Origin of the sequence: Thiorhodovibrio litoralis (assembly GCF_033954455.1) — a bacterium.
In the GTDB taxonomy this organism is placed as follows: Bacteria; Pseudomonadota; Gammaproteobacteria; order Chromatiales; family Chromatiaceae; genus Thiorhodovibrio; species Thiorhodovibrio litoralis.
This window is the reverse complement of record NZ_CP121473.1, coordinates 2,153,640-2,180,380: the sequence shown is the minus strand read 5'-3', so window position 1 is coordinate 2,180,380 and position 26,741 is coordinate 2,153,640. Positions and strand designations below refer to the sequence as shown.

Sequence of the window (26,741 nt, the reverse complement as noted above, 5' to 3'; positions counted from 1 at the left end):
GCCGGTGAAGGTCACTCAGAACGGATCATCGTTGTAGGAAGGAAACAACGGCAAGGGCAGCTGACGTTCATCGCGCAGTTGCTCCTGATAGGCCTGTTCGCGGGCCTCGGCGATAGCGAGGCCATGGATCTCATAAATTCCCTCGCAGAGCATCTCCAACCAGTCAACGACCGCCAGCGCCTGCTCGGGCGACCAATCATAGGGAATCATCGGGGGTGGATACATGCTCCTCTCCTGGCTGTGCTGGAGGCGTCTTTGACGCCGGCTTGGTCCGTGCCGCGCGCTGCTCACGCCGCCGCGTCGCGGACTCCTTCGCCTCCTTGAGCCGATAGGACTCCCCATCGATCTGAATGATCTCCGCGTGATGGACCAAGCGATCGATCAGCGACACCACACAGGCGGCATTGGGAAACACCTCCCCCCACTCGGCAAAGGGGCGGTTCGTTGTCACCAGGGTCGGATGCCTCTCATAGCGGCGTGACACCACCTCAAAGAGCAAATCCGCGTGGCGGTTGGAATACGACAGATACCCGATCTCATCGATCAGCAACAGCTGCACGCGGGCATAGGCATTCAGGCGCGCGCGCAGCGCCCGCTCCCCGTCGGCTTCCAGCAGCGCATTGAGCATCGCCGCCGCCGACGTGCACAGCACCGTGCGCCCGGCCAGCACCGCCTGCCGCGCCAGATTGCGCGCAATCGTCGTCTTGCCCACCCCGTTGGGGCCGATCAGCACCACATTCAGCGCCTCGGCGACAAAGCCAAGGCCCATCAACTCCTCAATCGCCGCGCGATCACAGCGCTTGGGCCAATTCCAATCGAAATCCGCCAGTGGTGTGAACCGCCCCAAGTGCGCCTGCTTCATGCGTCGCTCCAGCGAGCGCTGCGCCCGGGCCTCTTCCTCCCACTGCAACACGCTCACCAGCCAAGGCGCGTCCACCACCTCCGCCCAATGCGCCAGCACCCCATAGAGCTTCAGCGCCTGGGCGCGTTGTTTCAGCATCTGCGGATCCTGTTCACTCATGCTCAGTCCTCCCGTGGCGGTTCATCATGCAACTGGTCGTAATCCCCCAGCGCCGGGGTGCGCACCACCACCTCGCGCACCCGCGCATCCGCCGGCAGGGTGACCGGAATCGGCGGCGGCTGTCCGCGCGCCTCGCGGCGGCGCTCCAGCGCCAGGCGCACCGCATTGGGATGCGGCACCTCGCGCGCCAGCGCCTCCTCGATTGCCGCTGTCAGCTCCGCCGCCCCATAGGAATCGAGCAGGCGCAGCAAAGCCGCCGTCATGCTGCCCAAGGGCTCCCCGCGTTCAGCGGCCTGGGTCAGCAGGGTCTGACTGATCGGTACCGCCTGGATCAACCGATCCTGCCCCCGGTGCTGACGCGCGGCGCGCTTGCGCGCCACCAGCTCGGCCACATGCGCCGGGTCCTCCACCTGCGCCCCGGCATCGAAGGAGCGCGCATGAGTGGCGATCACCGCGGCCCCATCGAGCACCCGCACCTGCCCGAGCGACGCCACCACCGTGAGCGTGCGGCGCACATGAGTGTGGGGAATGGAATAGTCGTTGCGGTCAAAGCGCACATAGGGCGTCTTCCCGACCGACACCGCCACCTGCTCTTCGGTAGGAAAGGGAACCGGCGGCAAGGCCAGCAGATGCGGGCGTTCTTGTTCAAAAACCGCGCGCACTGACTGCGCGCGGTCCTCCGGGCACGGCCGATCCGCCGCCTGGCCCTGACACCAGGTATCAGCCTGGGCATTCAAATCCGCCAGATCACTGAAGGTGCGCGCAGCAAAGAAACTGTCGCGAATGTAGCGAATCGCCCGCTCCACGCGGCCTTTTTCATTCCCTCGCGCCACCGCGACCGGACGTGGCTCGAAGCGATAATGACCGGCCAGTTCCAACAGCGTTGGATGAAAGCGTATTGCCTCGCCCTGGCGCTCAAGCACCGCGCTTTTGAGGTTGTCATACAGCAGCACCCGCGGCACGCCGCCCCAGGCCGCGAAGGCGCCGACATGCCCGCGCAGGAAGTTGGCCATCTGGGCATCGAGAAAGAAGCGCAGAAACACCGCCCGCGAGAAGCTCAGCACCATCACAAAGGCCATCAGGGTGCGGGTGGCCCGGCCAATGGTGAGCTTGCCAAAGTGGCCCCAGTCGACTTGGGCCTGCTCACCGGGCAGGGTCTTTAAGCGCAGAAAGGCCTCGGGCTGCGGGCGTGGGCGCACATGGGCAATCAAATGGCGGAAATGATCCGGCCCGCCGCGATAGCCGCGCTCGCGCACCATGGCATAGAGCCGGCTGGCGGTGAGACGCGGATAGGTCTTGAGCGTCTCCACGACAAAGGGCAGATAGGGGTCGATGAGCGAGGGACGCGCGGCGCGCTCGACTTTGGGCAGTCCGGACTGGGACAGCACCCGATCGACGGTGGCGTGATGCACGCCGAGCTGCTGGGCGATGGTGCCGACGCGCCAGTGCTCAGCAAGGAAGTAGCGCAGGATCTTGGCTTCGAGCTCGGAAGGGATGGTCATGATGGCTCCTGTTGGCTTCAGGGGTCGCGGCCAGCAACGCCTGACTGCGGGCGGCGGAGAAAACCTTGGCGCAGAAGAGGCGAGCACTCACACCCGCAGCGATGACAGGGCACCTCGGGGACCTGGGCATCATCGGCAACCGCCGCGGGATTGAGAACGGCGACCGGCTCTGCCACGGCAATCGGCGTGGGGGTGTTCTCACAGGAGCATTGATCGGATGGGCGCGGGGGTGAACCCTGATGCGTCACTTTTTCGCGCTGGCGACGGCGGTAGCGCGCTTGGCGGGCGGCATGGGTATGGCGCCCGCGACGGCTGGATTGGTAGCGTCGGGCGGCGGCACGCTGGGCGTCGTGCCGGGCACGTTGTGCGCAGGTGGGGCCGCAATAGCGGTTGCCGCGATCACAGCGACTGCAGAGTACGACCTGCTGACGGCAACGGGCACAGAGGAACAGACGGGCACTGAGGCATGGGGCGCAATGGGCGCACATCGGCGGCTCCCGCCGATGAGGGTGGATGTATTCTCCCGCCAGGCCGATACTGCCGGCGGGCCGTGCCATGCACGGTTGGGGCGCGGTCGCGGAGAGACTGTGGTGGTCGAAGCCGCGGTCGCGCCTGTCTCAACGGCCCCAAGCCTCTACCTGCTTTTTCCGCGGTTGTCACCCCCGACGAGGGCGATGACGCGACCCTCCCGCAACACCAAGCCGCGCGCGCGGGCGCTGCGCCGAGGAGCGCACACCGTCCAGTCGCCCTCCGGGCTCCTTCCCGGTGTGCGCTCCTCGGCCCCTGGATCTGCCTTTCCACACCAACCTGAGACTGGGGTTTGTCACCAGCCTCGTTGGCGGTTGACTGCGCTATTCACCGGCTATAAGCGCTTTTTGAGCGCCATCTACACCCTCGGTTCCCTCTGCATTTTCCGAGGGGGAACCGGAACAGTCCTTATTATTCAATCCGGTTCCCTCGGTTCCCTCGGTTCCCTCTGACTTTTGAGGGGGGCATGCAAAATCGGACCAGCGCGCCGCTTCCGCGAATTTCTCAGGGGTCCATCCATCGGCAAGTGCGTCCGCCGCATCCCATTTTTTGGGCAGCTCGGGTGCCAGTGATGTCAGGTCGAGAATAGCCACGGACAGCGCGCCGGCCTCGGTCGCGAGTTCGGCAACCGTGCGGGCGAATTGTGCGCCGGCTTTGTCATTGTCTGGCCAGATCAGGACACGCCGGTGAGCCTGAGCAGACTATTTGCGGGAATCGGCCGCGATTCTGAGCAAATTCAGTGAGGGAAAACAAAAAACCCCCTCAAACAACTTGACGCAAGTTGCCCGAGAGGGCTGTCTCCGAATTTCGCCAAAAACCAGGAGACAGTCCCAGTGTGTCACGCCTTTCTTGCCGACACGAACTTTTACCACCTGCTCACCCGGATCGACGAGTCGATTGCCGAGGAAGTCCGCGCGGGCGGCTGTGACTGCGGTGGTGCGTTGCACAGCGCCCGTTATCCGCGTAAGCCCCGAGGTGTTGTGCGTGGCGTCTTGGATGAGAGCTACCAGAGCCGTCTGAGTTTCTGCTGTGCCGCGGACGGGTGCCGGCGGCGCAGCACCCCGCCTTCCGTTCGGTTTCTGGGCCGCAAGGTCTATCTCGGGGTCATCGTCGTGCTGATTTCCGCCCTGCATTGCGGGCTGAGCGCATCGCGTCGCCAGCGCTTGATCAAGACGCTCGGTGTCACCGTCCAAACCCTGCGGCGGTGGCAGCACTGGTGGCGTGAGCAGTTTGTGCAAACCCGCTGCTTTCGATCCTTGGCTGGTCTGTTGATGCCGCCGATCGCCACCGAGCACCTGCCAGGATCCCTGCTGGAAAAATTGAGCGCAAAAGCGTTGTCCGAGCGCGTCGTGCAACTGCTGATATTGATCGCCCCGAGCACGACAGCGACAGGCTCGCTGTAGGGCAACGCCAACCCGCAGAAGACCTCATCGCGCCGCTGGGCGGCGCCTTCTAGACTCCCGGTGATGTGTGAAACAACTGGGAGGTGAAGACGAATGTCCGATGACAACGGCCTCGGTGATCCCGATGGTTGGGCGCGGTTGCGCTTTGCCATTATTGGTCCTTTATTGGCTGATCCTGCGCCGGCGAACGCGCTGGGCGCGCGGCTGAAGGCGCTAGCGGCCAAGTCATGGCGCCATCCGGTGACTGGGCGGGCGGTCAGTTTTAGCTTTGGCACCTTGGAGCGTTGGTATTACCTCGCACGCGATGCCCAAGACCCGGTGGCGGCACTGCGCCCGCGCCGGCGCAGCGATGCCGGGGAGCAGCGCGCGCTGAGTCCGCGCCTGATGGATGCGGTGCAAGCCCAGTACCGCGACTACCCCGGTTGGACGGTGCAGCTGCATTACGACAACCTCGCCGCCTTGTGCGCGGGCGATCAGACCCTGGGGCCGCTGCCCTCCTATGCCACCGTGCGCCGCTTCATGAAGCGCGCGGGCTTGCACCGCCGGCGTGTCCCGGCGCGCAAGACGCCGGGCGCTGAACAGGCCGCGCGGCGCCTGGAGGCCTGCGAGGTGCGCAGCTATGAAGCCCAGTATGTCCATGCCTTGTGGCATCTGGACTTTCATCATGGCTCGCGCAAAGTCCTCACCCGGGGTGGCGTCTGGGTCAAGCCCCTGCTGCTGGCGGTCATTGACGATCACTCCCGCCTGATCTGCCATCTGCAGTGGTACCTCGATGAGACCACCGAGACCTTGGTCCATGGCCTGGGGCAGGCGTTGCACAAGCGCGGGCTGCCGCGCGCCTTGATGAGCGATAACGGCGCGGCAATGCAGGCCGAGGAGTTCACCGCCGGATTGCACGCCCTGGGCATCCTCCATGAGCCGACCCTGCCGTACAGCCCGTATCAGAACGCCAAGCAGGAGCGCTTCTGGGCCACGCTGGAAGGCCGCCTGATGGCGATGCTTAAGGGGCTGGAGGAGCTGAGCCTGCAGCGGCTCAACACCCTCACTCAGGCGTGGGTGGAGCAGGAGTACCACCGCAAGGTCCACAGTGAGACCGCCGCCACGCCGCTTGCGCGTCTTCTCGATGCGCCCAACGTGGGGCGCCCCTGTCCGGACAGCGAGCAGGTCCGCGCCGCTTTTCGTTGTCGCGTCCAACGCCGTCAGCGCCGCAGCGATGGGACGCTCAGCCTGGCGGGCAAGCGCTTCGAGGTGCCGGCGCGCTTGCGTCACCTTGAGCAACTGCATATCGCTTATGCCCGCTGGGATCTGAGTGCTGTGGACGTGGTTGATCCCCACTCGGGCGCCATCCTCTGCCGCCTCTATCCCCTCGATAAAGCCGCCAATGCCTCCGGGCAGCGTCGGCGCCTTGAGCCCGCCGGCGCACCGCCACCGCCATCACAACGCGCCACGACGCTGCCACCGTTGCTGCGCGACTTGCTCGCCGAGTATGCCGCCACCGGTCTGCCGCCGGCCTATCTGCCAAAACACGATGACCTGGAATCCAGTCGATGAACAAGACCCTGCTGGCCCTCTATGGACTGAAGTTCAATCCGTTCTCCCCGGAGCTGCCGACGGCGGCACTGCATCGCAGCGCGCCGGTGGAGCAGTTTTGCTGGCGCATCGAGCAGAGCCTGATCCGCGAAGGCGGTTTTGCGCTCATTCAAGGTGATCCGGGTACCGGCAAGAGTGCGGTACTGCGCCTGCTCGATGAGCGTCTGCGCCAGCTGCCCGATATCAGCGTTGGGGCGCTCACGCATCCCAGCTCGAAGGTGGCGGACTTCTACCGCGAGATGGGCGATCTGTTCGCCGTTGACCTCAAGCCCCATAACCGCTGGGGTGGCTTCAAGATCCTGCGCGAGCGCTGGCTGGCGCATCTGGAGACGACGCTGTTGCGCCCGGTGTTGCTCATCGACGAGGCGCAGGAGATGCATCCGACGGTGCTCAATGAGCTGCGTCTGCTGACCTCCATGCAGTTCGATTCGCGCACGTTGTTGAGCGTGATCCTGGCCGGCGATGGCCGCCTGGCGACCAAGCTGCGCCGTGAGGAGTTGCTGCCGCTGGGCAGTCGTATCCGTACGCGCCTGAGTATGGAGTATGCCAGTCGCGAGGCGCTGGTCGCCTGCCTGGAGCATTTACAACACAGTGCCGGCAATGCGAGTCTGATGAGCGCAGGGCTGATGAAGACGCTCGCTGAGCATGCGTTGGGCAATTATCGCGTGCTTACGACCATGGCGGCAGAATTGCTGGCGCAGGCTGCTCGGCTCGAACGCGCGCAGCTCGATGAACAACTCTACCTTGAGGTGTTTGGTTCAGCGGCGGGCAACGCCCGCCAACGCCCGAGTGCCAGGGCGGGCGCCTGATGAGCCGCTTGAGCGCTGAGCGCCCGCACCAGGCCATGACAGCGGCAAGACACACCGCCGTGATGCTTGAGGCATGGCACGACGCTGGCATCGTGCGTGCCGATTTGGCGGTGCGCACCGCCAAGGCGACGATGCTGTGGTTCCATGATCGCTCTTTGGATCAGCTTCCGTTGGGGCTGGCCAGAGCGCGCAATGTCCAACAGGCCGATATTTATATCCGTCCAGCCCGCGGCTATCCCTGGCCAATGGTGTTTCTCGATGATGTCGCACGGCCGATGGCGCAGCGCATCGCTCGGCACTATGCGGCCCTGGTGGTGCAGACTTCGACGCTCGGGGGCTGCCACCTGTGGCTACGGCTGACCCGCGCGCTCGATGAGGCGCAGCGCTGTGATGTGCAGCGTTGGCTGATCCCGCGCGTTGGCGCCGATCCGGGCTCGGTCTCCGGTGAGCACCTCGGTCGGCTCGCCGGGATGAAGAATGCCAAGCGTGGCGGGGAGTGGGTCAATGTCCTTCGGCGACCAAGCCCGCAGGAGCGCGTCTGGGATCCAACTCCGGCCTTGCCAACGATGGCTCCGGCTCCGCCGCCAGTCGTCAACTGCGCTCCACGGGCGCGCTTATCCACCGGGGATCCGTCCGAATCCGCCCGCGAATGGGGCTGGGTCTGCGGCGCTCTTGAGGCGGGCCTTGCACCGACCACGGTCTACCAGCGCTTGCTCGAGCGCGCGTCCCCGCGTCGCGGAGCCGATGCCGAGCGCTATGCCCGCTACACCCTCGCTCGCGCCATTCGCCAGAGCGCTAGAGGCAACTGAACCCGCTGCGTCTCTCCCCCCTCAGGGGGGGAGCGTGGTTCACGATTCCGGCTTCCCGCTGTCGGCCAGTAACGGCCCCCGTGATCCCACACGCATTCCATGTCCTTCAAATGGCTTGGAAATGGGTCCCGCAATTATCGTGATTACGCTCACCGGCCGCGAACTGGTGTCCAGTCGCTTTTCCTGGGGGATTGGGCGCCGTTCATCGGGGTGGTGCTGACAGCCTGGGGTAACAGCTTGGCGGCTGCATCGGCGGCTTTCTCGCCTTCACAGACAACGACAGGCGCCTCGGGTGGGGCTGTCAGCTTATGCAGTCGATACAGGGGGCGCGGCTCGGGTGGCGCTTTCCAGTGCCAATCCTTGCCATCCCAAATCTGAGGGCGAAATTCCTTGCCCTTTCCAGGCGGGTCGAATCGGTGAATGATGCAGATCGGCCGGCCTTGTTGGTCGTGATAAACCCATGATGCTTTCGGTTTGCCAAGTTCCAGGTGCGCTGCAGGGCGGGTTTTCCGGGCTTCCAGCGTGATCGGCTCCACCTTGAGCACCGGCTCGGTTGCTGGCGCTGGCGCCGCCTCGGGCCTCTGGTGGCCATTGACGGGGGGCTTTTGTGTCAGCAAAGGCGAACCCCGTTGCACGCCGAATTCACTGGCCAACAATCGACAGGCTTCTTGCATTTCGATGCTGTTGGCATCCATTCGGTAATCAATGACAGAGCCGCCGCTTTTTCTGCAAGTGAAACAATGATAAGCCCCAGTATCGAGATTCACGCCGAAACTGGGGTTCTTGTCATCGTGGAACGGACATCGAATATTCTGAGTCCATCCGTCTCTGCTGGCTTTGAGATGCACGCCAGGGAATTCCCTGGCATAGAAGTCGCGCGGGTCAATCGCTGCCTTCAACTCGGTCGGCGTTGCAACTGCCGGTTGCGCGGTTTCACGGGTGCGCTCGTTATCCTCAAGCATGTAGCAACCCTCCGCGCTGAATCAGCCAGGTCGCGAATGCCGCAGGAATGAATCCGGTGACGGCAAGCTCCACAATGGCGGTCTTGATGAGGGGGCGAATCAGATCGGGCGCAGGATCGCGCCAGGCTTCGGGGGTGGCTCCCATGTTCAACCCCCCGCCGTGTTTGCACGGGTGCGTTCTTCTTGAATTATTCGAGGGGAGGTATCGAGATAGAGTGCCGCTGATGCTGCGTGCATCAAGGTAACGGGTGGGTGATTGATTGGCTTGCAATGTCTGAGTCCTCAGATACGAACGAATTAGGACTCAGACTAACGAGGCTGGAACTAGAGAAACAATGTGAAGAAAACTAGAGAAATGCCGAGGTCAATCGAGACAGATCGGCCTATTACTTGTTGTGTCTGCTGTGCTTCTCATGGTTTTCCGTTTTCCATAGCGCAGGCTTGGTTTTTAACCCTTTTTTCCATGCTTCCTCAAAAATTGATGATTCATCGAATGTAGTTCTCCCTTCAAACAGTTTCTTGTACTCGGTCTCCCTCAGCCAGTCTTTAACTTTACTCTTTCCTGCGTAGGGAATGGCTAGCCGGTTGAACCTAAGTGCCTCAATGCCAGTAAGAATCGCCCGTTTTCGTTGCTCTGCTATAGGGACTTCCGGGTTATCAAACCAGTCATCATCTTCTGATGACGGTTCTTGTGATCTAGCCTCACTCTCGGAATCAAACAGCCAGGAAGGCAAAGGTTCGTTTGGATGATGCTTGTCAATCCAGGCTTTCAGGTCTGCAAGCATCAGGTGCCGGCCGAGCCTGGAAATATTTTCGGGATCATTTCTCTCTGCCCAGCAGTTATGCACCATCCCCCATAGGCGATAGACCGGCAGCTCATCAGCGTCAATCGCCGCATGAAGCGTGCGACACTTGGACTCGAGGCTAGGGTGCTCGGGGTGTTGGTAGATACCGGGTTCAACCTCGGTCGCAGAATCGACAACCAGCCGGACTTCGTGAACAGGAAGGTCGCACCACAAAGCCGCGCAAACCAGGATAGGGCAAGGGTCGGAGTAATCTCGAAGCGCCGGATGCTCGAGCGGATGACAGGGCGTTAAGCCCCTGGGGTTCCATTTCAGCATTGTCACGCACCTTCACGCGGGCACCTTCGAGGGAGGGGCCAAGCCAGGGCGGTGAAGGTGTAGCCGCCTTTTCGGGAGCTACCCTAGACTTGGCGCGGACAGTGGAGTGGGCTGATTAGCTCGCTGTCTTGAGTTCTCTGGCAGCCGCTTGAGAAACCACGTCCGACAACTCTGTCAGCATCGACAGTAAAGAGCCAATATCGTGGATGTCATGCGTGCCGAGTTGTTCTTCGACATCAGACAATAGGCGCCCAATGACACCAATTCCTCGGGTCAGGGTGATGTTGTCGGTTCTCAGTGCTTCGATGTCTCCCTCCGATAGCTTGGTTTGGTCGAGGGCTGGCGATGATTTCAGCGCTGCATTCAGGTGAAAGTGAAGGTTAGTGTTCAAGGGCTCTTTCTCCGGTTGGTTGGTTTCGCCTCTGGTTGGTTGGTGACCGTCCTTGGCCCATACCATTACCCATATCTCCCCGCCCCAGCGTCGTCCGGGGCTGGACACAGCTCCCGAGTTCTGCTGAGATGCCCTTTCATCTTCAGCAAGGGGACGGGAGACCATGGACCAAGCGATTCCAAGCCGTTTATGTGGGCGCCCTTTCAACGAGACCGACTTAGCGCGCATTCGCCAGGAGATCGCGCTGGCGCAGCCGCCGCTGCGCGCGGAGATCGCTCGGCGGGTGTGCCGCGCGCTGGAGTGGACCGATATCCAAGGCCGCCCCAAGCTCATGAGTGCCCGGGTGGGACTGCTGCGGTTGCATCGTGCCGGGCTCATTGTGCTGCCGCCACCGACCTGCGGCAATGGCAATGGGCGGCGCTTCGTCCCGCGCCCCGAGTCCCGGCCCGAACCGATCCCAGTGTCCGTCCCGCTGCGCGCGCTCAGCGGCTTGCGCCTGGCGCGCGTTGATGATCGAAGGGCCTCGCAATTATGGAACGGCCTGATCGAGCGCTACCACTACCTCGGCTACAGTCCCCTGCCTGGTGCGCAGCTGCGCTACCTGATCCAGTGGGATGGCGGTCTGCTCGGCGCCATCGGCTTTGGCGCGGCGGCCTGGAAAGTCGCTGCCCGCGACCGCTGGATTGGCTGGACGCCCGCGCAGCGCCAAGCACACCTGGGACGGGTGCTCAACAACGCCCGCTTCCTCATCCTGCCCTGGGTGCAGGTCAAACACCTCGCCTCCAAGGTGCTGTCCTTGGCCGCGCGGCAAGTCAGTGTCGACTTTCCCGCCCGCTATGGCGAGCGTCTGGTGCTGCTGGAGACCTTTGTCGAGACCCCACGCTTTGCCGGGACCTGTTACCGTGCCGCCAACTGGCACGACTTGGGCGAAACCACCGGGCGCGGCAAGTGCGACCGCACCCATCGGGCCGCGCTGCCGCGCAAGGCGATCTATGTCTACCCGCTGGCGGCGGACTTCCGCGCCGCCCTGGGGGTGGTGGCATGATCGCGCTGGCCTCTGAACTGCAGGACATCTCTCTGGGCGACAAGCGCCTGAATCATCGCGCCCAACAGGTGCTTGAAACCCTCGGCGCCAAGCCGACACAAAGTATTCCCGGGGCTTGCAACGGTTGGTATGAGACCCGGGCCGCCTATCGCTTTTTCGATCATCCCACGGTCACCGCCGAGCAGATCCTCGCACCCCATTTTGCTTGTACCGAAGAACGTCTGCGCGAGCATCCGCGGGTGCTGTGTATCCAAGATACCAGCGAGCTGGACTATACAACCAAAAAAGGCATTGTCGGTCTTGGGCCACTGAACTTTGAGAGCCGCTATGGGATGTACATCCATCCCACCTTGGCGGTCACGCCCGAGCGCCTCGCGCTGGGGCTGCTGGATTTGCACACTTTTGTGCGCGAGCCCGGTAGCCTGGGCCAGGACAAAGACTCGCGCCGCCCACTGGAGGAGAAAGAAAGCGTGCGCTGGGTCGATGGCTACGCGCGCGTCAATGCGCTGGCCGAGGAACTGAGCGACACGCGCTTGACCTATGTTGCCGATCGCGAGGGCGACATCTACGACCTGTTTGTTGAAGCGCCCATCCCCGAGAACAGCGCCGATTGGCTGGTACGGGTGCAGCATCGCGACCGCTGCTTGGCCGATGGCAGAAAGCTCAATGAGGCCCTGGACGCCGCCCCGGTGCTCACCGAGATCACCTTCGAGCGTCCCGCCACCAAGGGGGCCAAAGCACGCCAGGTCACGCAGGAGATCAAGGTGGTGCGCGTGACCCTGAAGGCACCCTGGCGCCCGGATCGCACCTTGCCCGATGTCACGGTCACGGCTTTGCTGGCCACCGAGGTCAATCCGCCCGCCGGCGAGGAGCCACTCAACTGGCTGTTGCTGACCAATCTGGCGGTGCAGAGCGCCCAAGAGGCCATCGAGACGCTCTCCTGGTATCTTTGCAGGTGGCAAGTGGAAATTTTTTTCCGGATCTTAAAAAGTGGCTGCCGCATCGAGGAGCTGCAGCTCGAGACGCGCGAGCGCCTGGAGCCGGCGCTCGCTTTGTACATGATCATCGCGTGGCGGGTGCTGTACCTGACCATGCTCGGGCGCGAGTGCCCGGAGTTGCCTTGCGATGCGGTCTTTGCCGAGGAGGAATGGAAGGCGGTCTATCTGGTCACCCAGAAACAAGCGCCACCCGAGCAGCCGCCCTCGCTCGATACCATGGTGCGCATGGTCGCCTCCCTGGGCGGCTTTCTCAACCGCAAATCCGATGGGTTCCCGGGACCGAAGACGCTCTGGATTGGGTTGCAGCGCATCCCCGATTTTGTCATGGCGCTGGAGGCTTACCGCAGCGTCAGGGATAGTTATGGGTAATGGTATGTCCTTGGCCGTGCCCTCCGAGTGTGATCGGGAAAGGAGTCAGCCGGCTTTGCCTTACTGCAACTCTGGTGCGTGATTTATCGGTGTACCATCTGAACACCATTGGGCATCCCTCGGGATTCGTCTGCTTTGATTGACCAGGATGCACTCAGGGCCGCGCCCGGCCTTCCAGGCTTCGTATATGGTTGTCCGTCCGACTCCCGCGAAGTCGGCATAATCAGTGACCGTGAATAGCCGCTGTTCAGTCAATGGAATCCGACGCATTCGGCGCATGCGTTGCTTGCCTAGATTGCCTGGCTTCGCGGCTTCAATGGACTGAGTCTCGAGATTGTCTTGCATCGGTTTCTCCGTTCAAAAATGTCCTAGCGCGCTCAGATTAGCGAGACGGGAAGTGGAGAAACAATGTGGAGAAAACTGGAGAAAACTGGAGAAACCGAGGGCCGCACCTTTCAATCATGCTGCTGCCGCTCGCTTCATTGGGATAACGTTGTCAGCCGTCTTGCTGAACAAATAGGCTTCCCATGCGTCAAGCGCCGCGCGCTTTTCGTCTGAGTAGGAGTGCCGGTCGTAATGGGCTACCTGCACGCCTGACAGCCCATGGCTTAAGAGTTGCGCCCGGACTTCGCGGGTGATTCCGAGTCCCGCTAGGCGAGTTTCACAGGTGCGACGAAGGTCCCGCAGGTCGAAGGATTCGCCCTTCATCCTCTTGGCAATCTCGACAACTCGCTTGCCGGGGGTGGCGTGAAAGACAACAGCGCCAGCCGTCGACAGCCACAGTGAGGGATTCGGCTCGGGTTCTCCCCCTTGTGCCGCCTTGGTGGCTTTCTCCATGGCACGCTCGACAAGCGCGTCGACAATCTTGGCCCCCTGCTCACCAAGAGGTAGCAGATGCTCGCGCGCTTCGGTGCGCTTACCCTTGGAGTCCCAAAGCCTGAGAACCCGATTCTCTGGGTCCCAATCAGCCACCCGGGCGCGCAAGAGTTGTCGAATCCGCTGGCCACCAGCCAGCAGGGCCAACAGCAACGCCTGATCGACAATGCCCTCCCCCATGTGTCCGAAATATTCGCGCAGCTCGGCTTGGCTCAAGACGCGCTCGCCTCGCTTGACGGCAATCGCCTTGATGGGCGCCACAGGGTTCTGCGTGATCTCGAACCCGTTAAAACTGGCAGGTGCCGAGGTATCGAACTTGGCGCCGATGGCCATCTGATAAGCCGCGTTCAGATAGCTGCGCACGATGCCAGCCATGCGATCCTTGCCCTTGTCCCTGATGGAGCGAATCAGGCTTGCGATTTGCTCTGGCTGCACTTCCATTGCAGGCGTTGCTGCCAGCTCAGGGCTTGCCCCTGAAACGTGGTTCTTGAAGGCGTTCGCCGCATCTTTTGCCGAGGGCTTGCCGAGGGCTTCCAGATGCGCGACATAGGCGCCGCACAATGCCCCCAGGGTGAACTTGCCTCGCGCTTCCCGCTCCCGTCTGGCCGCTTCCAGTGCTTCCTTGGCGGCTGTCTTCTCGGCTTCCCTGGCTGCATCCTGCTCGGCAAAGTGTGTCTTGATGTCCTTGACGCCTGATTGATATAGCTTGGACAACTCCCAAGCGCGGGCCTTAGCCTCGCTGATTTGCATCCCGCCCTGCCCTTTTTCGTCATAGAGCCCAAGCGGGTAATCTTCCTGACTCCCGGTGCTGCTGGTGTACCTGAAGTAAACCCGCACCTTGCCCCCGCGCTTCCAGAACACCAGAGAACCGAACCCGCGTCCGAACTGCTCTGATGTCTTCCGCCCATCTGTTAGTGTGCGGATGCGGTCTTTGAGACTGTCATTGGTCGCCATGCTGCCCCCTGCTGGCTGTCTTTGTACCTACTCTGTACCTACTCGGCGCCGAACAAACTTAGGCACAGCAGAACAGGTACGAGTTAATGATAGCCTTCTATCATTATTTTTCAAGGGGTTTCTTTCTGTGCTGAAAACAAATTTGAACAGGACAGAGCAGCAAGAAAGCGGCAATATATGATTCGTAATCAGTAGGTCAGCGGTTCAAATCCGCTCATCGGCTCCATTAAAATCAGAGCCTTGCAGCCATTTGGCGCAAGGCTTTTTTCTTTTCCGGGCGGTTTAGGTAACGCGCTAGGTAACATCGAACAGGTCAAGGCAAGGTGCGTTAGGTATCAAGGCGCCGGGCCGCGCGGTTGCTGGTTTCCTGGGGGATAAGCGGCGGGCCTGTTACCTGCCAGCGATGGGCCTACCTCTTAGACCGCTCAATGCCGCGCGCTTGTGATTCCTTATCGCCCCCCCAGCAACAAAAGAACCACGTTATCCCCCAGGCGCCCAAAATAGACCCGATGACCAGATCCTGAATGCTCACGCAGTTCGAGTACCCCCTCTCCGACCGGACTACAATCACCAAACAAGCCAACTTCCAACCGCTTGAGGCGGACTCTCAATTTTGCCTGCGCACGTTTATCGCGAAGGCTATTGAGCCACTCTGTAAATGGTTCTTTTCCGTCTTCAGTTTGATAACGAAATACATCAATCATCTAGTCTTTTAGGGCTACAGCACGATTGGAAGGTTCTGCTGAGATAATCAATCTAAACTGACCCTGTGCTGCCCTTTGATGCCATTGTGGTTGATCAAGGCTCCGGGCTGTTCGCTCCGGTGTTGGTGGCTCGGGTGTCGCCTGTCTGGGGGAAGTTTAGCCGATTTGGCGGCTTTGGTTGGGAGAGGGGCGCAGGCCGGAGGGAATTGAGTAAATGTCCCCGGGATTAGCATGGGCGCGAGAACGGTTGTGGCCATGGGAGTTTCGCCGGTTACCTGCCTGCCGGCGAACCATGAGTTTTCTAGCACCCGCAGCTACAGCTCATCCCACCGCTAAGCGGCGATGGTGTGAGTGATAAAGGCAGGTCAGAACGTCAGTGGAAAATGGTCTCCGGCGTCTCGGCGGTGAGGATCCGCCTCGACCACTGCAACAGTTTTTCAGGTTCGGCGGACTCGATGCGCTTACGGTGGACGGCGATGGATTCCGAGCCGAATTTTTCTTCTAGCAGCATCATCAAGATCGTGGCTTCACCCTGCTGCATGCCCTGCTCAATAAACCGATCGGCAAACGCGCTCATGGTCTCGATCTCCTCGGCATAGTCTTGCTGGTAGCGCTGGCGTTCATTCTCGTCAAGGTTGGCATAGATGTCGACAAAGTCCAGATATTTGATCTGGCGCTCGCGGTCGGGTTCCAGCGTGCGCAGACCGCGCACCGCTTGGGCGTAGACCTCGACCTTCTCCTCGGGCGCATAGTGCATGTTGGGCAGGTTCAGCCGAGCGACCAGGTTGGGGCTGTCGAAATAATCCCGTGCATTGAGCCCAAAGAGCGGACAGGCCAGATAGCTGAAGTGCAGATAAACCCGCGTATCGCTGCCCAGGCTGAGTGTCTCGCGGAACTGCCCGGGGTGCAGGAAGATCACCACCGGCACCACGCGCTCGGTGTGGTAGAGCTCGGCGAGGTCCAGACAGTAGTGGCCGAGACGATGGATGGAGAAGCGCCCGGGCTCGGTTTCTTCCTCGAACACAAATAACAGCGCCTGGCGGAGCCCGTCGGGCCATTCCAGCAGCAGCGGCACGTCGAGTTCGCGAAAGCGCTCGCCAAGACGTTCCTTCAGCTGTTCCTCGCGCAGCGGCAGGATGCGCACGTCATCGCCCAGGCGTGCCGCTTCGCTCGCGGCGGCAAACTCAATCGCCCGGCGTGGATAATCGAGGATGAGGTTCTTGAAGTTCTGGTCGTGGCTCATCGGGGTTCCCTATCCGCGTGCCGCTATTGGCCATCCGGGCCTTGCCGCTCATGAGGCGAGTCTAACCGATTCACCTCGACAGCGGGAGGCTCCCGATAGGGTTTGACCGGCATCGGCGTGTGCCGTGGCTTGAGTGGGTTGACTTGCGAAATAAATTCGAGCTTGGCACCAAATGTCTAAATTCCAGACCGGAAGCAATTAAGTACACTGTCCCCGGAGCTCTCGGAGCTCTCTTTGAGCCTTGATCTCACGGACAATGTCCTTCACAGTGAGACCTTCAAACAACTCATGCCTATCCGCTGTATAGTTTCCAGAACCTGCCCGAAACTGATTGAGAAACCTTAGGGTGTCAACAACACCAATTTCCTGAATCAATATTCGCGTTCCGCGTTGGGTCACTTCAGCGATGGGTTGAAACTGTGTTGTCAAGAGAAAACCTCCAATACCAAAGCAAGCACCGAAACAGGCTTGCAGCCGAACTTTTTCACCGCCTTCGCCTTGCGCAACAAGTGATCATCGCAGGTTGCGAAAAAATCCACGCCGGCGTTTGATGCAAGCGCAAGATGGACGGCATCCATGGGCCGGATTCCAATCGCTTCGAAAGATTCGGCGAGGCTCTCTCCCTCTGCGTCGACTTCGATCTGTTCCTTTGCGAGAGTCAAAACTGCTGCAACCTCGCTGCGCCGTTGATCGTCCGGAATGCGAGCTAGCTCATATTCAAGCGCCTCGGAGCTCACCAACACCAAGTCACCGGATTGAACAGCGGCAAATATCGCCAGCACTGCTTCGGTTTCTATCCGAATCCTTGGTTGTGTCTGGTCATCTAATGGGCGTTGGAGAGAACAGCTATCCAGATAAATTCTCATCCGGCAATAATAAATCCAATCCTGATGGAAATGTAACGCAGCGATTTGTCTCGTTCATGATGGAATGCCACGAAACAAACCGGCCTAAAAAACACCTATCCGCGTGCCGGTGTTGGCCATCTGGGGCTTGCCGCTCATGAGGCGAGTCTAACCGATTCACCTCGACAGGGGGCATCCAATAGGGTTTGACCGGCATCGGCGCCTGCCGTGGCTTGAGGGGGTTGACGTGCGAAATGAATTCGAGCCGGGCGCCAAACTTCCCCCTCGGAATTCCCTCAGTGGAAGATGGTCTCGGGCGTCTCGGCGGTGAGGATCCGCCTTGACCACTGCAACAGTTTTTCAGGGTCGGCGGTCTCGATCCGCTCACGGTGGGCGGCGATGTATTCCGAGCCGAATTTTTCTTCCAGCTGCATCATCAAAATCTTGGCTTCGCCCTGCTGCATGCCCTGCTGCATGCCCTGCTCAATAAACCGATCGGCAAACGCGCTCATGGTCTCGATCTCCTCGGCATAGTCTTGCTGGTAGCGCTGGCGTTCATTCTCGTCAAGGTTGGCATAGATGTCGACAAAGTCCAGATATTTGATCTGACGTTCGCGGTCGGGTTCCAGCGTGCGCAGACCTCGACCTTCTCCTCGGGCGCATAGTGCATGTAGATTCGCTTAGTGATCTCGGCGCTGCTTGGCCAACCAGGCTTCGATGGTGGCGGAATCAAGTCCCTTGAGCCGATCCTCCGGATCGTAGCGATTGAGCACCTCCTCCGCATCAAGCCCCTTAAGCCGATCCTCGGGGGCGTAACATTGCAGGACTTCTTCAGGGTCAAGCTCGCTCAGCGCGCTCTTGAGCCATTCGCGGGCATCGCGGTGCATGTCGTCTTGCGTGTAGGCCATGTGTCCTTCTCCCAGGCGAAAATAACCAATGAGACTGTGCAGGTGAATGCCGATGTCGCTATGCGAGCGATAGCTGGCATAGGCCGCGCGCCAGTGGGCTTCATCGGTGGCGAACAGGCCCCAGGGCGCATTGCGCGGATGGGGCTCGAGCTGGTTGATGACGACTAGGCGCATGTCGCGGGTGCCAAAGCGCAAGCGATAGATTCCCGCTTTCTCGGTCTTTTGACAACTGCCAGGTCGCAGTTGTTTGACCAATTGGCGCGGAAAGCGCGTGGCAATGGCGTAGCAGCGGAAGTCTTTGACCGGTAACAGCCGGTAGTGCTCCTTGGGCTCTTCGAGCGGTTGGTCAGGGTCTGACTGACGCTCGCGCAGGGCGCGCAGGGAGGCGACTTTGCGGTAGGTAACGGAATGACTGAGCAATTCTTCGGCAGACCAGGCGCTGAAGGGCTCGTCGGCGGCTTTGAAGCTCAGCAGGTTGTGCTTGGTCAGGTCTTCCAGTCCATCCGGGCAGTCTTCAGCAGGTCTGCTGGTTGCCTGCGAGGATTGCCCCTGCTCAATGATGAGCACATCCAGGCGCTGACTGCGCAGCGCGAGTTCTTCCTCGGTGCTGACCTGGTAGGGTAACCCGCTCAGGGCGTCCGCCAGGGCTTGTCCTAAAAGTTTGTGCCAGGGGATGCGTTGGTCGCGATGCATGGCAGGAGTTTAGTCGATCTGCCAGGGCTTGGGGAGGCAATGGCGCGATCTGGTTGGCTGCCCTCCCCCCCGAGGCGCGAACCTCAGCGCTGGTTGGCGGGGCCAGCACTCAGGGGGGATCAGTGTTGGAAATTGCGTATACTAATGGGATGGTCCGCCCCGCTCCTAAAAACCCTCTGAATCGAGCAAAATGGGCTATCGACAACCATCTAATTGTCAACCGAAAACTTCAGAGAAGAGCCTTGAAAAAAGCGAAGAAAAAATCCGTAGAGACGTTTAGCAAAGAACCGGTCGCCACTATTGGCATTGATCTGGCCAAGAATAGCGTGCATGTGTTTGGTGTCGATGCCCAAGGCGAGGTGGTATTTAGCCGCAAGCTCGCCCGCAAGGCCTTGAGTCCGTTCATCGCCCAACAGCCGACCTGTCGCATTGCGATGGAAGCCTTTAGTGGTGCCCACCATTGGGCGCGCACCTTCCAAGGGTTCGGCCATGAGGTGGTGCTGATCGCACCGCAGCATGTGAAGCCCTTTGTGAAAACCAACAAGAACGATGCCGTCGATGCCGAGGCGATCTGCGAAGCCGCCCGCCGCCCTGGCATCGGCCCGCTGGTGGCCACCGCCTTAATCGCCACGTTAGGCGACAATTGGGGGCTGTTCAACAATGGCCGCGCGCTGGCCGCCTGGCTGGGGCTGGTGCCGCGACAGCACTCCACTGGCGGGAAACCGCGCTTGCTCGGGATCAGTAGGCGAGGTGATGTGTATATGCGAAAACTTATCATCAACGGGGCGCGTGCCCCTGATCTGAACAATGGGCGCTGGGTTGAGAAGAAGGACGACGCCCTCGGTCATTGGGCGCGGGATCTCAAGCAGCGCCGTCATGCCAATGTCGCCGTGGTTGCGATGGCCAACAAACTCGTGCGCATCGCTTGGGCGGTGATGACCACCGGCACGGCCTTCGATGCCGAGCGCGGTGCCTTAGCGAAGCCTGCGGCCGTTCCTGCGTAACGCCCGATTGGCCATGAACCACTCCGATTAACCCGCCCTGATTGGGCATTAACAGAGTTCCACACCACGAGTTGCGAAGACTGAAATTCACTGTAATGGCATGAAAGGTACGACCGCCTCGCCGAAAACCTGACGGGGACAGCAGCCAGCGTAAGCTGAGACTGATATACTGATTGAGGACGGCGAGGTACGCGCATTCCATTAGGGCACGGGGATCGACTTCGATGATGATCCCTCTCAACGATGCCGGATATATGGCCGCAACGTTTCCTTCTACCAAATCAGCGATTTTCCTCTTGCATCGCGGGGCGGACCATATATGTCCCTGAAACTCCCCGCGCCAACCATGGCAAAGGTCTCGCCGCGACATTATTCATGCTTGTCGGCTTGGTCTTGTTCCCAAGCAAGGTAGGCTTCGGCATCGAAGGACAATTGTTCGGCGAGTGCTGACATGGGCAAGCTCCTGATGAATTGCGGCTAACGGAATCATAACGTCTGGTTCATGTTACCAAGCACGCGGTGTAAAATCAGTCGAATTGACGATTTGTGCCGAATCTCCGGTAGCCCGAATGCTGAACAGACCCTGGTTAAGCAGCATGTTTTCGGCACCGGCATCCGCCGTTAACCAGGCCATGGCACCATAGAGGAGATTGTTGGCGTAGCGCGGCAGCCAGGTTTTGAAGGCATTCATGCGCTCAATGAATTTGCGCACATGATGGGGTTTAAGAGTGGTTTTGACCTCTACCACCACCACCTCGTTACCATTATGAGCCAAGATGTCGAATTCGTAGTTGCGCCCGTCGGGCAGACGTCCTTTCAGGCGGGTTGTGGTGTCGGTAATGGCGATGCCAAGAGCTTGCAGCAGATTGACCAGATCGCCATCGACCAGGGATTCCATCAGTTTTCCCCATTGGCTTTCGAACAGGTTTTGCAGTTCCTTCATGCGGCGATCCGTTTCCTGAAACTTGCGGTCGGTTTCCTTAAACTGTCGGTCGGTCTCCTTAAACTGTCGGTCGGTTTCCTTAAACTGTCGGTCGGTTTCCTGAAATTTTTCGGTGGTTTCCTGGAATAACCGCCAGACATCATCTAGCGTCGGGTTGGCTTGGGTCATCTATTGATCCTCATGTCGTGGGCTCTGGTGGTTTAAATCTGGCGATAGCGATGGCTGCGGCAAGCGTCCGGTTTGAACGTCAAAGCGGATTCGCGCCTCGGCGGCGTCATGGGGTTCATCGGCGCGACGGTGTTGCTCGATGAACTCGGGGGGCAGCACCAAGCTCCGGGTGGACTGTTTCCGGGTGGTGGCAATGACTTCTTCGATGCGCCAGAGCTTGAGGATGGTTTGTGGGGTGAGGCGCCGTTTAGAGCACCACCGGCAAGACCGGTGGCAGCTGATCACCGACTTTGACCGTCTCGGCGCGAATCAGATCCTGATACAGCAGACCGATGTAGGTCGGAATGCGCACCGCCATCCAGTGATCGATGCTCGACTGGAACTCGAGCAGCACGTCGATGTGCAGCCACTCACGGCCCCGCGCACGCGCCAGATGATGTCATCGGCCCGATCGCGCAGATGGTCGCTGACATCGCTGCTGCTTTGCTGCTCCAGGGTGCCCAGATCCAACTGCGCGAGCCAGTCGCCAGGAATGAATCCACGGAGCAGATCGCGCACCATAGCCGGATGGGAGTATAGCAACTTGTCGCTGCCGTCATGGCTCCGGTCGCAGCGGTTTGGTTGCGGTTCGGTCATGTGACACAGGTGGCTTGGTCATTCTTATCGCTGGCACTCCGAACCGACCAGTAATGATGCAAAAAGTCCCCAGCGAGAACTCCCGCCGGGTAGAAGTCTCGTGAAACAAGCGACCATGCGGATTGGGTTCGCCCAGAGGAGCACCTACCGCCGGCTCATCGTCTGGCGAATCGGCGGTTTGATCGAGATCTTTTGGGATGCGCGGACATGGCTTCTTGCCTGGCTGGTTTCACCCATCGCCGCAGTGGAGATTTATCGGGACCAGTGAACCTAGAGGCCATTACGTAAACTCCCCGAAACTGCGCAATTATTTAGCGGCGCCAGCATTCCGCGATCTTGGCTTTTCCTTCATCTGTACTAGGATCGGCTCCCGCTGCTCCTTTTTGCCCCCATTGGTTGATGGTCAAAGTTCCGCAGTCGTCGCTGACTTGAGGCCCATCACTTTCAGGAGTAGCATCGATTTGAAAGGTGGTGGCGTTCGGCGTGCCGTTATAAGCGAAACCGTAGCGACCTGGCATATCGCCCTCAGTGGCGCAGCCGGATGTGGTCAGGGCGTCATCCGTCGGAGCAGCATAGCTGGAACTCCCGGTATACCGCCGCTCCATGCGATTCGCCATTTCAAGTAGACAACTTGCCGCATTGGCACGCCAAGATTTCAACACATGCTCCTGGTAAGAAGGATAAGCGATGGCGGCGAGTATGCCGACGATTGCGACCGTGATCATGAGTTCAATCAGCGTGAAGCCGCGATGAATGGAAATCTTAACCATGAACAAACCCTGTTTGAGTATCAGTTTATTGGTTGCCCTGCAAGAATTGAGTAGGCCTGGGTTAAATTGAAGGATGCGTTTCGTTTAGAATTAGTGCGAACAACAATTCGACCCAGGCCCCTTTTCCTCCCTTTTCCTCCTTTTCCTCAGTAGTCAATACTACTGACGTCTCGCTTAACGAAGTTGCCGCCAACTTTGCCGAGGTGGGCCTCCGATTCCAGTGGTAATTGGCTGACCGGCGCCGCCCGTGATCACAAGTTCGTCGTTTCCATCGCCCACGCTCGCGGTTGCACCACCCATTTCCATCTTCTGGCTGGTATATCTCACACCATCTTTCATATCAGAGTTATCAAAAACTCCATCAGGGCCTTCCCCATCAGCTCCGGTCACATCGAAGCGAGTCCAGCTTGAGATTCCCCCGGAAGCAATATCGACATCTGTGAACCAGCGATCCGCACCGCCAGGTTTGCAAGCGTCAACCGAAACTTCGGGTACTACACTGGTAAAGCGAACGACACCAGTGCTAGAGTTGACCGCAGGGCGATAAACAACCCGCTCACCAATCTCTCCGTATTCAGGGGAGATGAGGTCAACATACCATCCTCGCTTGCTAGACCAGTCCATCTCGTTTTCAGTAACTGTCCTCCATGTTACGCCATGAATGACATCCTCATTGCGAAGCGACTGAGCCAGTAGATCTTCACGATCCGCAGGATCAGCCTCCCCGCCCGTCCATACCATGCTATCCTCGCTTGTAGTGAGAGTGGCTGAATCCCAAATTCCATATATCGTTTGCACCGATTCATCCCCGATATCACTTGAGTAGATATATTGCCCGGTACCAAAAGCAACAATGTACCCCGACTCTGGATGGCGACCCACATTCGGTGCCGCAGTAATTGGTTGCGCATCTCCATCGCTATCTTCCGCGGAAAACAACGGATCTCCATTTGCGGTTGTTTGCAAGGTTGAACCGGTGAAATCAACTTTCCAAAGATTTCCTTTTTGGTCTCCAGCATAGGCCGCATAGATATTGCGATCAGAATCAAGCAGCAGCGCCGCTCCGCCAAGCCCATTATCACTGCCACTTCCAAGATTCAATTTCGCTTCCAAGGCGCCTGTTTTGGCGTTTACGGCGAATAGCCAAGCCCCTTGACCGCTTGCGACACCATTGCCAAAGACGACCACAGTTGATCCATTCCACTGCCCAATAATGCTGCCAGCACTCATCTGCCCCACCATGTAGCCGAGTTCGCTAAAACCTGTGTCCGACGCGGTATGGTCCCAAAGCACATCGCTGGCATCGAAATTGTCAGGATCAGTAACATCCAGGGCAAAAATTCCGCGACCACCCGCACCAAGCGTGCCTATCAAAATGCGACGACCATCAACAGTCGTGACTGTTGCAGAACCATCGACTGAGTATTGGTGGCTGTAGTTTGTACTGCTAATTCCGCTAAGATTCTCAAGCACTGCCTCTGGAATATAAGCGAATTTTTCCGTGCCTCCATTTTCTTTTGTGGCATCAAACGCATGGAGCATGCCGTCGTTCGCTCCAACATAAAGAGTGGAAGTGCTCTCATCATAAAAGGGGTTGGAATTAACGATATCTCCGAGCGGATGGGGGCGATCGCGCAGAGTTCCGCCTTGCGCCTCTTCATTCGTTTGATCACCACGAAGCCAATCGACGATATTCTCGTTATAGCCGTAAGATTCCAAGGTGCTAATTTGACTGCTGTTCAATTCATCCCAGTCGAACTCCTCCACGGTGCCATCAACTGTCGTGTAGATAACCCGAGAGTCCGCGTATGGAATTTTTCCTTCGTCCTCGGTTGACCAGACAGCTGTTTCCGATAGGCCGTCTTGACTTACAGACAGCGCTTCCAGCTTACCGGCCCAGCTTGAGCTGCTAAAACTAGCCGCGAACGCAAGTGTGCCTGCATCAAGCCGCGCGGTACTAACGGCGACTGCCGATGCGGTGCCTTCGGTTCGTTTGACAATAAGCTGCAACGCTTCGCCCAGTTTGGTGACCAGTTCTTGGGCATTGCGGGCATTTAACATCTGCCCCTTGGAATTAACCGCTGCGTGGTAGAGATCATCGACTTGTACCGGGTTACGCATTTCCGTCGGGTTTTGCCACACAGGCGGATCATCGTAAGCGTCTTCAACGCTCTCATGGGTGACTCCGAATAGATGGCCCTGCGCGCCAAGGGTTATTCCAAAGGTCACCATGTGGAGATTTTTGTTGCAATCGAGCGGGCCGATGTAGTCGGTGGTATTGGTCGGACAGCCAGGGGCCACTGGCGAGAGTCCAGCAGTAAGACCTGTGCGCAAACGATTCTTATAGTATTTCATTGCGACATCGGCAATGGTATTACTGTAGCTGTCCTCATAGGGTTCACCCATATTTTCGTCCTGGTTTCCGACACTGGTATTATCAGGATTCGAGAAACCATCTGTAAATAGAAGAGTGAAGTTTTGTTGACACTCATGGGTGATTAGGTTGCTGTTGCTGTTAAATTGATCCCCCGCATATTTTAACGCGTAGCGGTTTGGTGTGCCGCCACTATTGCCTCCGCGACCGTAGATGTAGTCAAAAAAGTCTTCCCGATCAGCCGAGGTATCATAGTCCCAAACTCCTCGCAGGGAGCGGCTATTGATGGTAAAAGCACCGATACGGAGACCTTCTAGCTCCTCAAAAGCGAGTCCAATACCTGCGCGAGTCGCGATATGGCGTTTCCGATAGTAAGTGAACCAATTCGCGAAATTTTGAATTTCATCGTCATAGCTGCGCCCAGATGGAAAAGGCTCATCGTCAGCTGATTGGATTTCAATCCGCTGTAAACACCCACCATCATACGCGAGAGAATCAACGCGCGCTGCGTCAGTTCCAATCGAGACAAGTGAGCTGGGCCGATTTTCATACCAAGTGTAATGTTCTGCTTGGGGGTTGTCACAAGTATTCGTAACCACCACACCGCTTTTATTTTCAATTTGGTATTCCCCACCTGCTAAGGTGGGTTCTTTCAAATAATATGTTGCAGGATAATATTCAATTCCAAAACTGTCGGTTCCTTCTTCGTTATCTTCACCCCATTTTTCGTCCGTGGACAGCTCCCGCCAAGCACCATCATCATTCAGAACAGTACCAGCGGGAATCACTTGATCTTCTTGTATGCGAAATTTTGCGTTACCATCTGTATCCCGATGCACGACAGTTAAATTAAAGGTCGATGACCCTTTTACCGGATCAGAAGGCGCAGAAGCGGCTGGCGCATCGCTAAAGGTATGCCCACCTTCTGAAGGCCAAGGCTCGTAGTTTATGGCCGGGTCATAATACATGCCGTTGTAATCCGGACTTCGAGCAAAGGCTAACGGTCCGATAGGTGGTATGGCATAGTGATCATTACTACTGTCGCCATATACACGCTTCCCATCCCCTGTACCGTTAGGGAAAAGATAAATATATTTTTTCCAATCACCATTTGCCCCGCCAACCTTGTTGAAGTTCAGAATGCCTGACTCGGCGTCGTCGTTCGCATCCAGCCCCACAAAACTGTCGAAGTCGTCAGTACGCCACCAAAGCGCTCCATCATTAGTCGGCACAAGCAGTTCAGAATCCATGCTACCGGAGTCGTCAATTGACAGCACGATATTGGGTTTAACTGGTGCCATGCCACTCAGAAACAGAGGAATTTGGGTTGGCTCGTTGCTCATTGCGCCGGTTGAGATCGTGATGCCGGCAGCAACCCAAAAATGAGAAATTTTAGCTTTACGCTGAAGGATCGAAAAAGAATTCTTTTTCATGTTGAACACTCGCATTGTGTTAAAAGCATTTGATCTGTAGTGAGATTTTTTCGGTTTAGTATTTTTCTTTTGTTAAGCAAAGCAAAAAACTACTAAATTTCTGTCCCGCAGTTTTTAAACACAGTCGATTCAAGCACCACTACAGCGCCATTATCAGCTTTTCCGACTCCAGTAACGCGGTAAAATGCGCAATCGACGCCGCTGGATGTGTCACTGCAAGGTCTGCCAAGTTCGTCAAAATCTTCTGCGCTGTTTCGAGGAATACCATTTATAAGAAAAGTGCCACTGGTCTCGCTATCCATAGAGTCTGGATCTGGTATTCCATCGCTAGCAAAAAGCGCCTTTACTGCATTACAGCTAGCAGCGCTCATAACTTGATTTTCCCCAGCAATCAGTGCGCTTTCAGCGGCTTGAAAAACAGTTCTACGCTCGCTTGTATTCCTTGCCATGCGCTCTTGGAAGGTTGAATTTGTCACCGCTGTTACGCCTATGATCGTCATCACTAGTAGGAAGATTAATCCAATAACTAAAACGACGCCCGCTTGATTTTGGTTTAGCGTTATCATAAGCATTAAGCACCTGGTAAAAATTATGGCTTTCTGTTGTTAGTTGATATGGGTTAAGCCGCTTTCGGAAAAAACA

29 protein-coding genes and 1 pseudogene are annotated in these 26,741 nt (G+C 58.5%); 9 read left to right on the top strand and 21 right to left on the bottom strand.

The features are described 5' to 3' along the window. Positions 1-15: 15 nt before the first annotated feature. The 5 genes from Thiosp_RS09640 to Thiosp_RS09620 form a co-directional block, all read right to left on the bottom strand. Positions 16-225 carry a hypothetical protein gene (locus Thiosp_RS09640; RefSeq protein WP_201062931.1) on the bottom strand — a complete coding sequence of 70 codons (210 nt, stop codon included), beginning with the start codon at positions 223-225 and terminating at the stop codon, positions 16-18. Further along, on the bottom strand, positions 197-1,021 hold the full coding sequence (istB, locus tag Thiosp_RS09635) for an IS21-like element helper ATPase IstB (RefSeq protein ID WP_201062932.1): 825 nt from the start codon (positions 1,019-1,021) through the stop codon (positions 197-199). Before istB ends, Thiosp_RS09640 begins: the two co-directional genes overlap by 29 nt. Before the next feature lie 2 nt (positions 1,022-1,023). Beyond that, entirely contained in the window at positions 1,024-2,523 is a 1,500-nt protein-coding gene (gene istA / locus Thiosp_RS09630) for an IS21 family transposase (RefSeq protein ID WP_323696454.1), read from the bottom strand. Positions 2,524-2,540: 17 nt separating this feature from the next. Continuing rightward, on the bottom strand, positions 2,541-3,080 hold the full coding sequence (locus Thiosp_RS09625; RefSeq protein ID WP_201062934.1) for a hypothetical protein: 540 nt from the start codon (positions 3,078-3,080) through the stop codon (positions 2,541-2,543). A gap of 294 nt (positions 3,081-3,374) precedes the next feature. Continuing rightward, positions 3,375-3,644 (bottom strand): hypothetical protein, encoded by a 270-nt coding sequence (locus Thiosp_RS09620; protein ID WP_323697017.1) that lies wholly within the window; start codon positions 3,642-3,644, stop codon positions 3,375-3,377. A gap of 240 nt (positions 3,645-3,884) precedes the next feature. Here Thiosp_RS09620 and Thiosp_RS09615 point away from each other — a divergent pair, with 240 nt between their 5' ends. The 4 genes from Thiosp_RS09615 (at position 3,885) to Thiosp_RS09600 (ending at position 7,662) form a co-directional block, all read left to right on the top strand. Next, the gene (locus Thiosp_RS09615; RefSeq protein WP_323696484.1) at positions 3,885-4,454 is read left to right on the top strand and encodes a hypothetical protein; all 570 of its coding nucleotides are present in this window, start codon (positions 3,885-3,887) and stop codon (positions 4,452-4,454) included. Between the two features lie 93 nt (positions 4,455-4,547). Then, complete coding sequence (locus Thiosp_RS09610) at positions 4,548-6,005, top strand: DDE-type integrase/transposase/recombinase (RefSeq protein WP_323697016.1); 1,458 nt, start codon at positions 4,548-4,550, stop codon at positions 6,003-6,005. Further along, positions 6,002-6,853 (top strand): ExeA family protein, encoded by an 852-nt coding sequence (locus Thiosp_RS09605; protein ID WP_323696456.1) that lies wholly within the window; start codon positions 6,002-6,004, stop codon positions 6,851-6,853. Before Thiosp_RS09610 ends, Thiosp_RS09605 begins: the two co-directional genes overlap by 4 nt. Further along, the gene (locus Thiosp_RS09600) at positions 6,853-7,662 is read left to right on the top strand and encodes a DNA-primase RepB domain-containing protein (protein WP_323696455.1); all 810 of its coding nucleotides are present in this window, start codon (positions 6,853-6,855) and stop codon (positions 7,660-7,662) included. Before Thiosp_RS09605 ends, Thiosp_RS09600 begins: the two co-directional genes overlap by 1 nt. A gap of 149 nt (positions 7,663-7,811) precedes the next feature. On the opposite strand, the gene Thiosp_RS09595 is transcribed toward Thiosp_RS09600, so the two are convergent. The 4 genes from Thiosp_RS09595 to Thiosp_RS09580 all read right to left on the bottom strand — a co-directional run bounded on the left by Thiosp_RS09595 (position 7,812) and on the right by Thiosp_RS09580 (position 10,202). After that, the gene (locus Thiosp_RS09595) at positions 7,812-8,510 is read right to left on the bottom strand and encodes a CHC2 zinc finger domain-containing protein (protein WP_323697015.1); all 699 of its coding nucleotides are present in this window, start codon (positions 8,508-8,510) and stop codon (positions 7,812-7,814) included. Between the two features lie 106 nt (positions 8,511-8,616). Next, positions 8,617-8,769: a hypothetical protein gene (locus Thiosp_RS09590; RefSeq protein WP_323697014.1), complete on the bottom strand. Its 153-nt coding sequence runs from the start codon at positions 8,767-8,769 to the stop codon at positions 8,617-8,619. A 241-nt stretch (positions 8,770-9,010) separates the two neighbouring features. After that, entirely contained in the window at positions 9,011-9,745 is a 735-nt protein-coding gene (locus Thiosp_RS09585; protein WP_323697013.1) for a hypothetical protein, read from the bottom strand. Positions 9,746-9,860: 115 nt separating this feature from the next. Further along, complete coding sequence (locus Thiosp_RS09580; RefSeq protein WP_323697012.1) at positions 9,861-10,202, bottom strand: hypothetical protein; 342 nt, start codon at positions 10,200-10,202, stop codon at positions 9,861-9,863. A gap of 97 nt (positions 10,203-10,299) precedes the next feature. Here Thiosp_RS09580 and Thiosp_RS09575 point away from each other — a divergent pair, with 97 nt between their 5' ends. Beyond that, the gene (locus tag Thiosp_RS09575; RefSeq protein WP_323696489.1) at positions 10,300-11,181 is read left to right on the top strand and encodes a DUF4338 domain-containing protein; all 882 of its coding nucleotides are present in this window, start codon (positions 10,300-10,302) and stop codon (positions 11,179-11,181) included. Then, positions 11,178-12,548, top strand: coding sequence for an IS4 family transposase (locus tag Thiosp_RS09570; protein WP_323696488.1), 1,371 nt, complete (start codon positions 11,178-11,180; stop codon positions 12,546-12,548). Before Thiosp_RS09575 ends, Thiosp_RS09570 begins: the two co-directional genes overlap by 4 nt. Positions 12,549-13,007: 459 nt before the next feature. On the opposite strand, the gene Thiosp_RS09565 is transcribed toward Thiosp_RS09570, so the two are convergent. From Thiosp_RS09565 to Thiosp_RS09540, 6 genes are all read right to left on the bottom strand, one after another. Further along, a complete protein-coding gene (locus tag Thiosp_RS09565) occupies positions 13,008-14,378 on the bottom strand; it encodes a site-specific integrase (RefSeq protein ID WP_201067800.1) in 1,371 nt (456 codons plus the stop codon). Between the two features lie 449 nt (positions 14,379-14,827). Then, positions 14,828-15,082, bottom strand: coding sequence for a type II toxin-antitoxin system RelE/ParE family toxin (locus tag Thiosp_RS09560; protein ID WP_242518701.1), 255 nt, complete (start codon positions 15,080-15,082; stop codon positions 14,828-14,830). Between the two features lie 373 nt (positions 15,083-15,455). After that, positions 15,456-16,325 carry an RpnC/YadD family protein gene (locus tag Thiosp_RS09555; RefSeq protein ID WP_323697011.1) on the bottom strand — a complete coding sequence of 290 codons (870 nt, stop codon included), beginning with the start codon at positions 16,323-16,325 and terminating at the stop codon, positions 15,456-15,458. Positions 16,326-16,750: 425 nt separating this feature from the next. Next, positions 16,751-17,191: a type II toxin-antitoxin system VapC family toxin gene (locus tag Thiosp_RS09550; RefSeq protein ID WP_201067802.1), complete on the bottom strand. Its 441-nt coding sequence runs from the start codon at positions 17,189-17,191 to the stop codon at positions 16,751-16,753. A gap of 275 nt (positions 17,192-17,466) precedes the next feature. Continuing rightward, a complete protein-coding gene (locus Thiosp_RS09545; RefSeq protein WP_323697010.1) occupies positions 17,467-17,682 on the bottom strand; it encodes a hypothetical protein in 216 nt (71 codons plus the stop codon). 168 nt (positions 17,683-17,850) lie between these two features. Continuing rightward, positions 17,851-18,771, bottom strand: a complete 921-nt coding sequence (locus Thiosp_RS09540) for a hypothetical protein (protein WP_201067803.1) — start codon at positions 18,769-18,771, stop codon at positions 17,851-17,853. Between the two features lie 125 nt (positions 18,772-18,896). Here Thiosp_RS09540 and Thiosp_RS09535 point away from each other — a divergent pair, with 125 nt between their 5' ends. Beyond that, a complete protein-coding gene (locus Thiosp_RS09535; RefSeq protein WP_430738953.1) occupies positions 18,897-19,775 on the top strand; it encodes an IS110 family transposase in 879 nt (292 codons plus the stop codon). 505 nt (positions 19,776-20,280) lie between these two features. On the opposite strand, the gene Thiosp_RS09530 is transcribed toward Thiosp_RS09535, so the two are convergent. Then, a complete protein-coding gene (locus Thiosp_RS09530) occupies positions 20,281-20,886 on the bottom strand; it encodes a hypothetical protein (protein WP_201067804.1) in 606 nt (201 codons plus the stop codon). A gap of 72 nt (positions 20,887-20,958) precedes the next feature. Here Thiosp_RS09530 and Thiosp_RS09525 point away from each other — a divergent pair, with 72 nt between their 5' ends. Continuing rightward, positions 20,959-21,180 carry a hypothetical protein gene (locus Thiosp_RS09525; RefSeq protein ID WP_323697009.1) on the top strand — a complete coding sequence of 74 codons (222 nt, stop codon included), beginning with the start codon at positions 20,959-20,961 and terminating at the stop codon, positions 21,178-21,180. Here Thiosp_RS09525 and Thiosp_RS09520 read toward each other — a convergent pair. Next, complete coding sequence (locus Thiosp_RS09520; RefSeq protein WP_323697147.1) at positions 21,134-21,280, bottom strand: hypothetical protein; 147 nt, start codon at positions 21,278-21,280, stop codon at positions 21,134-21,136. The genes Thiosp_RS09525 and Thiosp_RS09520 overlap by 47 nt on opposite strands. An 86-nt stretch (positions 21,281-21,366) precedes the next feature. Beyond that, positions 21,367-21,447: pseudogene (locus Thiosp_RS09515) on the bottom strand (hypothetical protein); the annotation flags it as partial. A 175-nt stretch (positions 21,448-21,622) separates the two neighbouring features. On the opposite strand from Thiosp_RS09515, the gene Thiosp_RS09510 reads away from it, so the two are divergent. Beyond that, complete coding sequence (locus tag Thiosp_RS09510) at positions 21,623-21,790, top strand: hypothetical protein (protein WP_323697008.1); 168 nt, start codon at positions 21,623-21,625, stop codon at positions 21,788-21,790. A gap of 43 nt (positions 21,791-21,833) precedes the next feature. Here the strand turns inward: Thiosp_RS09510 and Thiosp_RS09505 are convergent, their stop codons facing one another. The 3 genes from Thiosp_RS09505 to Thiosp_RS09495 all read right to left on the bottom strand — a co-directional run bounded on the left by Thiosp_RS09505 (position 21,834) and on the right by Thiosp_RS09495 (position 26,665). Further along, complete coding sequence (locus Thiosp_RS09505) at positions 21,834-22,292, bottom strand: type IV pilin protein (RefSeq protein WP_201067805.1); 459 nt, start codon at positions 22,290-22,292, stop codon at positions 21,834-21,836. A gap of 174 nt (positions 22,293-22,466) precedes the next feature. Further along, positions 22,467-26,099, bottom strand: coding sequence for a pilus assembly protein (locus Thiosp_RS09500; RefSeq protein WP_201067806.1), 3,633 nt, complete (start codon positions 26,097-26,099; stop codon positions 22,467-22,469). Between the two features lie 92 nt (positions 26,100-26,191). Beyond that, the gene (locus Thiosp_RS09495) at positions 26,192-26,665 is read right to left on the bottom strand and encodes a pilus assembly PilX family protein (RefSeq protein ID WP_201067807.1); all 474 of its coding nucleotides are present in this window, start codon (positions 26,663-26,665) and stop codon (positions 26,192-26,194) included. Between the last annotated feature and the right edge of the window lie 76 nt (positions 26,666-26,741).

Excerpts from the sequence above, each read along its gene's own strand:
- Thiosp_RS09555 (WP_323697011.1), bottom strand. The coding sequence starts at position 16,325 with ATGAGCCACGACCAGAACTTCAAGAACCTCATCCTCGATTATCCACGC.
- Thiosp_RS09575 (WP_323696489.1), top strand. The coding sequence starts at position 10,300 with ATGGACCAAGCGATTCCAAGCCGTTTATGTGGGCGCCCTTTCAACGAG.
- Thiosp_RS09565 (WP_201067800.1), bottom strand. The coding sequence starts at position 14,378 with ATGGCGACCAATGACAGTCTCAAAGACCGCATCCGCACACTAACAGAT.
- Thiosp_RS09590 (WP_323697014.1), bottom strand. The coding sequence starts at position 8,769 with ATGGGAGCCACCCCCGAAGCCTGGCGCGATCCTGCGCCCGATCTGATT.
- Thiosp_RS09495 (WP_201067807.1), bottom strand. The coding sequence starts at position 26,665 with ATGATAACGCTAAACCAAAATCAAGCGGGCGTCGTTTTAGTTATTGGA.
- Thiosp_RS09600 (WP_323696455.1), top strand. The coding sequence starts at position 6,853 with ATGAGCCGCTTGAGCGCTGAGCGCCCGCACCAGGCCATGACAGCGGCA.
- istB (WP_201062932.1), bottom strand. The coding sequence starts at position 1,021 with ATGAGTGAACAGGATCCGCAGATGCTGAAACAACGCGCCCAGGCGCTG.
- Thiosp_RS09560 (WP_242518701.1), bottom strand. The coding sequence starts at position 15,082 with ATGATTGATGTATTTCGTTATCAAACTGAAGACGGAAAAGAACCATTT.
- Thiosp_RS09570 (WP_323696488.1), top strand. The coding sequence starts at position 11,178 with ATGATCGCGCTGGCCTCTGAACTGCAGGACATCTCTCTGGGCGACAAG.
- istA (WP_323696454.1), bottom strand. The coding sequence starts at position 2,523 with ATGACCATCCCTTCCGAGCTCGAAGCCAAGATCCTGCGCTACTTCCTT.
- Thiosp_RS09540 (WP_201067803.1), bottom strand. The coding sequence starts at position 18,771 with ATGCATCGCGACCAACGCATCCCCTGGCACAAACTTTTAGGACAAGCC.
- Thiosp_RS09550 (WP_201067802.1), bottom strand. The coding sequence starts at position 17,191 with ATGAGAATTTATCTGGATAGCTGTTCTCTCCAACGCCCATTAGATGAC.
- Thiosp_RS09585 (WP_323697013.1), bottom strand. The coding sequence starts at position 9,745 with ATGCTGAAATGGAACCCCAGGGGCTTAACGCCCTGTCATCCGCTCGAG.
- Thiosp_RS09625 (WP_201062934.1), bottom strand. The coding sequence starts at position 3,080 with ATGGCACGGCCCGCCGGCAGTATCGGCCTGGCGGGAGAATACATCCAC.
- Thiosp_RS09530 (WP_201067804.1), bottom strand. The coding sequence starts at position 20,886 with ATGACCCAAGCCAACCCGACGCTAGATGATGTCTGGCGGTTATTCCAG.
- Thiosp_RS09505 (WP_201067805.1), bottom strand. The coding sequence starts at position 22,292 with ATGGTTAAGATTTCCATTCATCGCGGCTTCACGCTGATTGAACTCATG.
- Thiosp_RS09580 (WP_323697012.1), bottom strand. The coding sequence starts at position 10,202 with ATGGTATGGGCCAAGGACGGTCACCAACCAACCAGAGGCGAAACCAAC.
- Thiosp_RS09640 (WP_201062931.1), bottom strand. The coding sequence starts at position 225 with ATGTATCCACCCCCGATGATTCCCTATGATTGGTCGCCCGAGCAGGCG.
- Thiosp_RS09500 (WP_201067806.1), bottom strand. The coding sequence starts at position 26,099 with ATGAAAAAGAATTCTTTTTCGATCCTTCAGCGTAAAGCTAAAATTTCT.
- Thiosp_RS09610 (WP_323697016.1), top strand. The coding sequence starts at position 4,548 with ATGTCCGATGACAACGGCCTCGGTGATCCCGATGGTTGGGCGCGGTTG.
- Thiosp_RS09605 (WP_323696456.1), top strand. The coding sequence starts at position 6,002 with ATGAACAAGACCCTGCTGGCCCTCTATGGACTGAAGTTCAATCCGTTC.
- Thiosp_RS09545 (WP_323697010.1), bottom strand. The coding sequence starts at position 17,682 with ATGAGCGCGTTTGCCGATCGGTTTATTGAGCAGGGCATGCAGCAGGGC.